This is a genomic window from Streptomyces sp. NPDC050388 (genome assembly GCF_040655635.1).
In the GTDB taxonomy this organism is placed as follows: domain Bacteria; phylum Actinomycetota; class Actinomycetes; order Streptomycetales; family Streptomycetaceae; genus Streptomyces.
The window spans coordinates 1-3,064 of record NZ_JBFAKH010000225.1 but is presented as its reverse complement, the minus strand read 5'-3'; the positions used below and the strand labels follow the sequence as shown (position 1 = coordinate 3,064).

Genomic DNA, 3,064 nt, shown 5'->3' with positions numbered 1-3,064 from the left:
GAAGGCCAGCACGGCCGGGTTGGAGGACGGCAGCTCGGTGTAGGAGCCCAGGCCGAAGGCGGGGTTCTGCTTGCGGATCTCGATCATGCGGCGGGTCCAGTGCAGCAGCGAGGACGGCGAGGCCATGGCCGCCTCCACGTTGCTGACCTGGTAGCCGTGGACCGGGTCCATGATGGTGGGCAGGAACAGCCGGCCCGGGTCCGCCGAGGAGAAGCCGGCGTTGCGGTCGGGGGTCCACTGCATCGGGGTGCGCACCGCGTCGCGGTCGCCCAGCCAGATGTTGTCGCCCATGCCGATCTCGTCGCCGTAGTAGAGGATCGGCGAGCCGGGCAGGGACAGCAGCAGGGCGGTGAACAGCTCGATCTGGTTGCGGTCGTTGTCCAGCAGCGGGGCCAGCCGGCGGCGGATGCCGATGTTGGCGCGCATGCGGGGGTCCTTGGCGTACTCGGCCCACATGTAGTCGCGTTCCTCGTCGGTGACCATCTCCAGGGTGAGCTCGTCGTGGTTGCGCAGGAAGATGCCCCACTGGCAGCCGGCCGGGATGGCGGGGGTCTTGGCCAGGATCTCGGAGACCGGGTGGCGTGACTCGCGGCGCACCGCCATGAAGATGCGGGGCATGACCGGGAAGTGGAAGGCCATGTGGCACTCGTCGCCGCCGGCGGCGTAGTCGCCGAAGTAGTCGACGACGTCCTCCGGCCACTGGTTGGCCTCGGCCAGCAGCACGGTGTCGGGGTACTGGGCGTCGATCTCCTTGCGGACCCGTTTGAGGAAGGCGTGGGTGGCGGGCAGGTTCTCGCAGGTGGTGCCCTCGGCGGCGTACAGGTAGGGCACCGCGTCCAGCCGGAAGCCGTCGATGCCCAGGTCCAGCCAGAAGCGCAGGGCGGCCAGGATCTCCTCCTGCACGCGCGGGTTGTCGTAGTTGAGGTCGGGCTGGTGGGAGAAGAAGCGGTGGAAGTAGTACTGGCCGCGGAGGGGGTCGTGGGTCCAGTTGGAGGCCTCGGTGTCGACGAAGATGATCCGGGCGTCCGGGTACTGTTTGTCGTCGTCGGCCCACATGTAGTAGTCGCCGTAGGGGCCGTCGGGGTCCTTGCGGGAGGCCTGGAACCAGGGGTGCTGGTCGCTGGTGTGGTTCATGACGAAGTCGATGATCACGCGCATGCCGCGCTGGTGGGCGGCGTCGGTGAACTCGACGAAGTCGGCGAGGTCGCCGAAGTCGGGCAGCACGGCGGTGTAGTCGGCGACGTCGTAGCCGCCGTCGCGCAGGGGGGAGGTGAAGAAGGGGGGCAGCCACAGGCAGTCGACGCCGAGCCATTGCAGGTAGTCGAGTCTGGCGGTCAGGCCCTTCAGGTCGCCGATGCCGTCGCCGTTGCTGTCCTGGAAGGAGCGGACCAGGACCTCGTAGAAGACGGCCCGTTTGAACCAGTCCGGGTCGCGGTCCCTGGCCGGGGTGTCCTCGAAGGTGTCCGGCACGGGCTCGTTGACGGTCATGATGCGGGTGACCCTCCGATCTGCGGGGTGGACGGTCCCGGAGCCGTGCCGTGCTCATCCGGGGCCGCGGCGGGGGCGGCCGGCGCCGTGCGGCCGTCGGCTCCCCGGCCGACGACGAGCACGTGCGCGCCGCCCGGTTCCAGCCGCACGTAGTTGCTGCTGCCCCAGTGGTAGGTCTCGCCGGTGAGCTCGTCGCGCACCGGCACCGACGCGTGCCGCTCCAGGCCGAGGTGCGCCATGTCCAACGAGACGGTGGCCTCCCGGGTGTGGTGCGGGTCGAGGTTGGCGACCACCAGGACCGTGTTCGCGCCCTTCCGTTTCGAGTAGGCGATGACCGGCTCCTGGTCCGCCTGGTGGAAGTGCAGGTCCCGCAGCTGACGCAGCGCCGGGTTCTCCCGTCGGATGGTGTTGAGCCGGGTGATCAGGGGGGCCAGGGACTCCCCCCGGCGTTCGGCGCCCTCCCAGTCCCGCGGGGTGAGCTGGTACTTCTCCGAGTGCAGGTACTCCTCGGAGCCCTCCCGCAGCGGGGTGTTCTCGCACAGCTCGTAGCCGCTGTAGATGCCCCAGGACGGCGAGAGGGTGGCGGCCAGCACGGCGCGCACGGCGAAGGCGGGCCGGCCGCCGTGCTGCAGGTGGGCGGGCAGGATGTCGGGGGTGCTGGGGAACAGGTTGGGCCGCATGTAGCAGGCCGCCTCGCCCGCCAGCTCGCTCAGGTACTCGGTCAGTTCCCGCTTGGTGGTGCGCCAGGTGAAGTAGGTGTAGGACTGCTGGAAGCCGATCTGGGCCAGGGTGTGCATCATCGCCGGGCGGGTGAAGGCCTCCGCCAGGAAGACGACGTCGGGGTCGGTGCGGTTGATGTCGGCCAGCACGCGTTCCCAGAAGGCCACCGGTTTGGTGTGCGGGTTGTCCACCCGGAAGATCCGCACGCCGGTGGCCATCCAGTGCCGCAGCAGCCGGCAGGCCTCGGCGGCCAGGCCGTCCGGGTCGGTGTCGAAGGCGAGCGGGTAGATGTCCTGGTACTTCTTGGGCGGGTTCTCCGCGTGCGCGATGGTGCCGTCGGGGCGGTGGTGGAACCACTGGGGGTGTTTGTGCACCCAGGGGTGGTCGGGGGAGCACTGCAGGGCGAAGTCCAGGGCGACCTCCAGGCCCAGCTCGCCGGCGCGGCGGACGAAGCCGGTGAAGTCCTCCAGGGTGCCCAGTCGGGGGTGGACGGTGTCGTGGCCGCCCTCGGGGGAGCCGATGGCCCAGGGCACGCCGACGTCGTCGGGGGCGGCGGTGAGGGTGTTGTCGCGGCCCTTGCGGTGGGTGGTGCCGATGGGGTGGATGGGCGGGAGGTAGACGACGTCGAAGCCCATGGCGGCGATCGCGGGCAGCCGGCGGGCGGCGGTGCGGAAGGTGCCGTGCGGCTGGTGGGGGGTGCCCTCGGAGCGGGGGAAGAACTCGTACCAGGAGCCGTACAGGGCGCGTTCGCGTTCCACGAGCAGGGGCATCGGGTCGCCGGGGGTGACCAGTTCCCGCAGCGGGTGGCGGGCCAGGACCGCGTCCACCTCCGGCGTCAACGCCGCCGCCAACCGGG

At 70.5% G+C, this 3,064-nt stretch carries 2 protein-coding genes; both read right to left on the bottom strand.

The features are described 5' to 3' along the window. Positions 1-1,488: maltose alpha-D-glucosyltransferase (gene treS, locus AB0I73_RS40900; RefSeq protein ID WP_363045454.1), on the bottom strand; the 1,488-nt coding region annotated here is incomplete at its 3' end. Beyond that, positions 1,485-3,064 (bottom strand): alpha-1,4-glucan--maltose-1-phosphate maltosyltransferase (locus tag AB0I73_RS40895; RefSeq protein ID WP_363045453.1); only part of this gene is annotated, 1,580 nt, incomplete at its 5' end. The genes treS and AB0I73_RS40895, both read right to left, overlap by 4 nt.